This is a genomic window from Paenibacillus sp. AR247 (assembly GCF_002968895.1).
GTDB lineage: Bacteria > Bacillota > Bacilli > Paenibacillales > Paenibacillaceae > Paenibacillus_AQ > Paenibacillus_AQ favisporus.
Genome location: NZ_PCZT01000009.1, coordinates 2,069,034 through 2,075,798, shown reverse-complemented (window position 1 = coordinate 2,075,798; position 6,765 = coordinate 2,069,034). Strand labels below are relative to the sequence as shown.

5 protein-coding genes and 2 pseudogenes are annotated in these 6,765 nt (G+C 52.7%); 6 read left to right on the top strand and 1 reads right to left on the bottom strand.

What is annotated here, in order from left to right; translation table 11 throughout:
* The 4 genes and pseudogenes from CPT76_RS18225 to mmsB form a co-directional block, all read left to right on the top strand.
* The coding region (locus CPT76_RS18225; RefSeq protein WP_146116343.1) for a helix-turn-helix transcriptional regulator at positions 1-376 on the top strand (376 nt) is incomplete at its 5' end.
* A gap of 281 nt (positions 377-657) precedes the next feature.
* A pseudogene (gene chvE, locus CPT76_RS18220) lies at positions 658-1,720 on the top strand (multiple monosaccharide ABC transporter substrate-binding protein).
* Positions 1,721-1,770: 50 nt separating this feature from the next.
* A complete protein-coding gene (gene mmsA / locus CPT76_RS18215; RefSeq protein WP_105443840.1) occupies positions 1,771-3,321 on the top strand; it encodes a multiple monosaccharide ABC transporter ATP-binding protein in 1,551 nt (516 codons plus the stop codon).
* The gene (mmsB, locus tag CPT76_RS18210) at positions 3,305-4,474 is read left to right on the top strand and encodes a multiple monosaccharide ABC transporter permease (protein ID WP_105443839.1); all 1,170 of its coding nucleotides are present in this window, start codon (positions 3,305-3,307) and stop codon (positions 4,472-4,474) included. The genes mmsA and mmsB overlap by 17 nt, the downstream gene beginning before the upstream one ends.
* 70 nt (positions 4,475-4,544) lie before the next feature.
* Here mmsB and ant(6) read toward each other — a convergent pair whose 3' ends face one another.
* Positions 4,545-5,399, bottom strand: coding sequence for an aminoglycoside 6-adenylyltransferase (gene ant(6), locus CPT76_RS18205; RefSeq protein WP_105443838.1), 855 nt, complete (start codon positions 5,397-5,399; stop codon positions 4,545-4,547).
* 388 nt (positions 5,400-5,787) lie between these two features.
* Between ant(6) and CPT76_RS18200 the strand changes: the two genes are divergently transcribed.
* Positions 5,788-6,180: an NIPSNAP family protein gene (locus CPT76_RS18200; RefSeq protein ID WP_105443837.1), complete on the top strand. Its 393-nt coding sequence runs from the start codon at positions 5,788-5,790 to the stop codon at positions 6,178-6,180.
* Positions 6,177-6,765: pseudogene (locus tag CPT76_RS37575) on the top strand (hypothetical protein); the annotation flags it as partial. The gene CPT76_RS18200 and the pseudogene CPT76_RS37575, both read left to right, overlap by 4 nt.

Sequence of the window (6,765 nt, the reverse complement as noted above, 5' to 3'; positions counted from 1 at the left end):
GTATGACGCCTGCCGGGAGGCGGTGTTCCGGGACGCGCAGCTGTCCCCGCTGGTGCGGCGGGCCCGACAGCTCATCCACGACAATTACGACCGGCCCGAACTTACGCTGGAGTCGTTTGCGGAGAGCCTGCAGGTATCGCCGGTTTATTTGAGCCGGATGCTGAAAAAGGAGCTGGGGACTTCCTTCGTCGGCTTCCTGACGCAGACGAGGATCCGCAAAGCGATCCAGCTGCTGAACGCGACGAGCCTGACCATCCACGAAATTGCCGAGCAGGTCGGCTACGACAGCCAGCATTACTTCAGCACAGCGTTCAAGAAGGTGATGGGCGTCTCTCCCAACCGATACCGGCGTGGCGACGCGTATCAAGAAGTGTAGAGGCCCGGGAGGAGCAGGCGGCATCATTATAAACCTGACGACCGACGACCGAAATTTTTCGGTCGTTTTTTATTTGCCCTTATAGCCATCCCCCACGTCTTACCCTGGCATGACCCTCCGGCAACGATCCCAATAAAGGTTTGAAATTTATAAAAAAGGTTCGATCCGTGGAAAGACCCCGGCGCGGGTCAGCATGTATCCTTTGAAGTACAGAGAGGCTTTACGATCCATCGGATGTAAGCGCTCTCGACCTTGGGCATACCGGAAAGGAGAACGTACCGATGAAGAAAGCAATGTTAGCGCTCCTGATGGTCGCGATGCTGATGGCCCTGACGGCCTGCAATCTGGCCGAGAGCGGAGCCGGTGATAAAAGCAAGGGCTATGTCGGGCTGGCGATGCCGACCAAATCGTCCGAGCGCTGGGTGAACGACGGCAAAAACATGGAGCGGCTGTTCCAGGAAAAAGGCTACAAGACCGATTTGCAGTTTGCGGAGGATGTGGTCGAGAACCAGATTTCGCAAATCGAGAACATGATTACCAAGGGGGTTGACGTCATTGTCGTCGCCTCGATTGACGGAAACACGCTGACCGACGTCATCAAGAAGGCGCATGATCAGGGGATTAAAGTCATCTCCTATGACCGGCTGATCCGGAACACGCCGTATCTGTCCTACTACGCGACGTTCGACAATTTCAAAGTCGGCGTGCTGCAGGCTTCCTATATTGAGCAGAAGCTAGGTCTTAAGGAAGGCAAAGGCCCCTTCAATATTGAGCTGTTCGGCGGATCGCCGGACGACAACAACTCCTATTTCTTCTACGACGGCGCGATGTCCATTTTGAAGCCGTATATCGACTCCGGCAAGCTGGTCGTCCGCAGCAAGCAGACGACGATGGCGCAGATCGCGACCCTCCGCTGGGACGGCGCCTTGGCGCAATCCCGGATGGATAACCTGCTCAGCGCGAACTACTCGAACGCGAACCTGGACGCGGTGCTGTCGCCGTACGACGGCATCAGCATCGGGATCATTTCTTCGCTGAAGGGCGTCGGCTACGGTACGGCCAAAAAGCCGATGCCGATCATCACCGGCCAGGACGGGGAGCTTGCTTCGATTAAGTCCATCGTCGTTCAAAGACACCCGCAAGCTGGCGGAGCAGGCGGTCAAGATGGCTGAGAGCATCCTGAAGGGCCAGAAGGCGGAAGTCAACGATACGAAGTCTTACGATAACGGCATCCAAGTCGTGCCGGCTTATCTGCTGCCGCCGGTATCGGTCGATGCGACGAACGTCGAGAAAGAGATGGTGGAATCCGGTTATTACACCAAGGCGGAAATTGGTCTGAAGTAGTCCGTAGTTCGGAATCAACATAAGCGAAGCGAGGGGAAGGTGAAGCTCACATGTCGGAATACATTTTGGAAATGCGGAACATTACGAAGGAGTTTCCCGGCGTAAAGGCGCTGAGCAACGTGAACCTTAAAATCCGGGAAGGCGAAATTCACTCCCTGTGCGGGGAGAACGGGGCGGGCAAGTCGACGCTGATGAAGGTGCTGAGCGGGGTCTATCCGCACGGTACCTATGACGGAGAGATTTTATTCCAAGGGAAAACCTGCGAATTTAAAAATATCAAGCACAGCGAAGAGCTCGGCATCGTTATTATCCACCAGGAGCTCGCGCTGATCCCGTATCTGTCGATTGCGGAAAATATATTCCTCGGCAATGAACGGTCAAGCCGCGGCATCATGAACTGGAATGAAACGATCACGGGAGCGAAAGAGCTGCTGGACAAAGTCGGACTGAAGGAAAACCCGAACACGCCCGTGGGCAATATCGGGGTCGGCAAGCAACAGCTGGTCGAAATTGCGAAAGCGCTCTCCAAAAAGGTCAAGCTGCTCATCCTGGATGAGCCGACCGCGGCCCTAAACGAGGACGACAGCGAAAACCTGCTCCAGCTGATGCTGGAATTCAAGCGGCAGGGCATCTCCTGCATTCTCATCTCCCACAAGCTGAACGAGGTGTCGAAAGTATCCGATTCGATCACGATTTTGCGCGACGGCCAAACGATCGAGACGCTTGACATGAAGGGCGGGGACGTGAACGAGGACCGGATTATCCGCGGCATGGTCGGGCGGGACTTGACGAACCGGTATCCGGAGCGCACGCCGAAGATCGGCGATACCATTCTGGAGGTCAAGGACTGGACCGTGTACGACGAACAGCGGAGCGACCGCAAAATGCTGGATCAGGTCAATCTTCATATCCGGCGGGGGGAGATCGTCGGTATTGCCGGGCTGATGGGGGCCGGGCGAACGGAGCTGGCGATGAGCATTTTCGGCAAAGCTTATGGACGCAACATTTCCGGGACGCTGATCAAGGACGGAAAGCCGATCCAGAATAACACGATCACGCAGGCGATCGACAACGGCTTTGCGTACGTGACAGAGGACCGTAAGCATTACGGCCTGATCCTGATCGACGATATCAAGCGCAACATTTCGTTGACGGGGCTGCCCAAGCTGGCCAAGGGCACGGTGATCGACGATAAGCAGGAGGTTCTGGTGGCGGAGGAAATGCGGAAGAAGCTGAAGATTAAGACGCCGAACATTTTGCAGAAAACGGGGAATCTCAGCGGAGGCAACCAGCAGAAGGTGGTGCTGAGCAAATGGATTTTTTCCGAGCCGGATATCCTCATTCTCGACGAACCGACGCGCGGAATCGACGTGGGAGCCAAATACGAAATTTATACGATTATCAATCAGCTGGCCGATGAGGGCAAAGGCGTCCTCGTTATTTCTTCCGAGCTCCCGGAAATTCTAGGGATCTGCGACCGCATTTATGTGATGAACGCTGGCCGGATCACGGGCGAAGTGAGCCGTGAAGAAGCTTCGCAGGAGACGCTGATGAGATATATGACCAAGACTGGAGGGGCCAAGCATGGAAACGTTGGTTAAACTGTTTAAAAATAATATCCGGCAGTATGGGATGATCATCGCCCTTGTCGTCATCATGATTTTGTTTGAAATTATTACGGGCGGCCTGCTGCTCAAGCCGATTAACATTACCAATCTGATTTTGCAAAACAGCTACATTCTCGTCCTGGCGATCGGGATGGTGCTGGTCATTATTACCGGGCATATCGACCTGTCGGTCGGCTCGATCGCCGCGTTCGTCGGTGCGGTGGCCGCCATTATGATGGTTGACCTGCACTGGCATCCGGTTGTCGCCGTGATCGCCTCCCTGGTTGTCGGTGCGCTGATCGGCGCTTGGCAGGGCTTTTGGGTCGCTTATGTAAAAATCCCGGCGTTTATCGTCACGCTGGCCGGCATGCTGCTGTTCCGCGGTCTGACGATGATCGTGCTGAAAGGGCAGTCCATCGCACCGTTTCCGAACGGATTTCAGAAGATCAGCTCCGGCTTCATTCCGGATTTCGGCAGTGCCGGAACGAACATCGTGGCGGTGTTGGCGGGAATTCTTTTCACCGTCATCTATATCGTCAATGAGCTCCGCGACCGCAGAACGCAAAAGAAATATAACTTTGAAGTGGTTTCCGGCGGACTGTTCATCCTGAAGCTTGTCGTCATTGCGGCCATCATCAACGCATTTACCTTTATGCTTGCGATCTACGCCGGGCTGCCGAACATTCTGATTCTGCTGCTGGTGCTCATTATTATCTACTCGTTCGTCATGAACAAAACCGTGATGGGCCGCCATATTTACGCTCTCGGCGGCAACGAAAAAGCGGCGGACCTGTCCGGCGTGAAGACGAAAAAGGTGGCGTTCTGGGTCTTCGTCAACATGGGCGTGCTGGCCGCCATCTCGGGCCTCATCTTTGCGGCACGCCTGAACGCGGCCACGCCTAGAGCCGGCACCAACTTTGAGCTGGACGCGATCGCCGCAAGCTTCATCGGAGGGGCATCGGCGACGGGCGGCATCGGAACGGTATTCGGCGCCATTATCGGCGGCCTCGTCATGGGCGTGCTCAACAACGGGATGTCCCTCATCGGTCTTGGGGTCGACTGGCAGCAAGGGATTAAGGGTCTTGTCCTTTTGGCGGCCGTAGCCTTCGATATTTATAATAAGAAGAAAGTGACTTTTCTGAAGTGATCGTTTTGAAGCAGCTTAACAGAAAAGGCTGGCATCCCCCGGATGCCAGCCTTTTTTAATAACGGTTCATTTACTTCCATGCAGAATAAACATTTTCGGTATACTTTGAAATGGCTTCGTCGTAATCGGGATACGGATATCCGAGACGGCTAGACACCACTTTGGAGTATTTTCTGAACAGCTCGTAACAAGTGAATAAAGACTTCCACATGTGCTCGTACCCGTTCTCCGCGTAGGTTGACAGCAGAGTCTCCCAATCTTCAACGGGAAGGTAACGGTCGATAAATTTATAATTTTTTCCTACGCTAAAGGCAAACCCGTGCTCAGAGCCAATTTGCCAGGCCATCATCCTCAGCAGGTTGGGCCGTGCGATCTCGTTCAAGTGGTCGATGGCAAACAGGATTTCTTTACGCGCCAATCCCTTGACTACGTAAGTGGATACCATCCAGAACTCATTGCAGCAATCGTCAAACTCCCTGGCCGTAGGCTTCTTAATCCAATACTGGCGGTCATCCGCGATCACCTCATTTGTCATGACAGCATCCTTATCCAGCAACACCTCGACCAAACCGTCGCTTTGGGTGAAATAGTTCTCCACCTCATTGAATGGAATCAGAGTCAAATCAACTTTATTGCCGTCTTCCAGGTGAATTAGATAGGAAAACCAATTGTCCAGTTCCGGCGGAAACAGCTCCATATCCTCAGGTTTTTGCATCATGATGCGGTTTCCCAAAAAATCGAGCCACCCGTCATGCTCCTTGAACGAATCCATCTCAGTTACAAAATAAGAAATGTCGTAATCCTGGAATGCATCCGGAGGGATATTTTTGTTGGTGCGCGATCCTTCCAAGGTCACCAATCGAATCCGGTCATCGTGTTTTGCATAATCCAAAAGCAGCTTCATCATTTCTTGCTCACTTCGCATTTTGCCTTCAACCTCCCCTATTTTCTAGGTCTGCAATGTCATCCTTGAAGGAAGGCGGTCCGCGAATCCGAAGGAAACAGCGCTCTCGGCCTGAGGCACGTTATAACTTATCCAGCCGCTTTTTCATAAGTCATGGCCCTCCGTTTCTTGAACGATAATGTTTTATTTTACCATAAATAAAAGGCATACCCCAGCAAAAAACATAACGTTTGCACTCCGGGAGGCGTTTATAATAATAGACGAGTCGAAGGAGGCGGGAGAATGGCCTTATTACGAGACAGTTCGCAGCGAGAAGAGCTAAAAGAGCAGTACGATCGTCTTTGGATCGAATTTCAGCATATGGAGGATCGAAAAGTTTGGGTTGAATAATGTGGAAGGAAGTGAACGGATGTTTTACCGCAGAAAATTTTACATTGTGAAAAATGAATTCGTGGACGTTTTCAACCGCCATTTTAATGAAACCAATTTACCTAATCAAATGAAGCACGGCACCCGCCTGATCGGAAGATGGATGGTGCCTCGTGATGAATCCACTACCGAAATTTTTGCGATTTGGGAATATGACAGCCGCGATCAGTACGAGGAGATTGAGGCTAAAATAAGAAACGACAAGGAGCACGTACGGCGGATACAGAACTGGTACGACCAGCATGGCGGCAGGGACCGCGTGTATAAGGAGTATCTATTAGAGGTCCGAAATGAAGAGCTGTTATCTACGGTTGAACATGACGGATTGGCGGATTCGGAATCGGCCGGGCGGCAGCAGGAAAGAGCGACATGAGGAAAGTTCCATTAACGATGGCATCGATGTTGTTATTCGGTTTCTTACTCGCCTGTAATCAAAGCGACGATCTACCGGATAACGCTGTATCCACTGAGATTTCATCGACGGATGACAACCCTGGCGAAATTATGCAGCAGCCATCCACTTCTTCCCCGGGCACTTCGGTTGAACGGGTCAGCCGATTTCCGGAATCGTTCCTTTCGGGATCGGTTGTGCTTGACTCGGCTTCGGATACGGGAGCGGTTCGTGCAGAAACCGTGACCCGGCAAGGGACTCTCCTCATGATTTCCCAAGGAAGGGAGGAACGGGGGCATTTAGCGGTTCCGAGCAATTACGGACGGGAAGGGGACCTGACGTTTCAGGCCGACTATTCCATCGTTTACAGGCAAGCCGGGAAGGAAGATACTCTGTTATTGGACCTGCCTGCCTTTTTATTTGTAAGACCCAATGACGGGAAGGTTCCTTTCGAGCAGGTACGTTTCCAAGACGCGGATGTTTACTTTCTGGCGCCTCAGTATAAATCGGGTCATGGAATGGAGGCGTATGTGTTTGCGATTGACCGCCGCAGCGGCGAAGCCACAG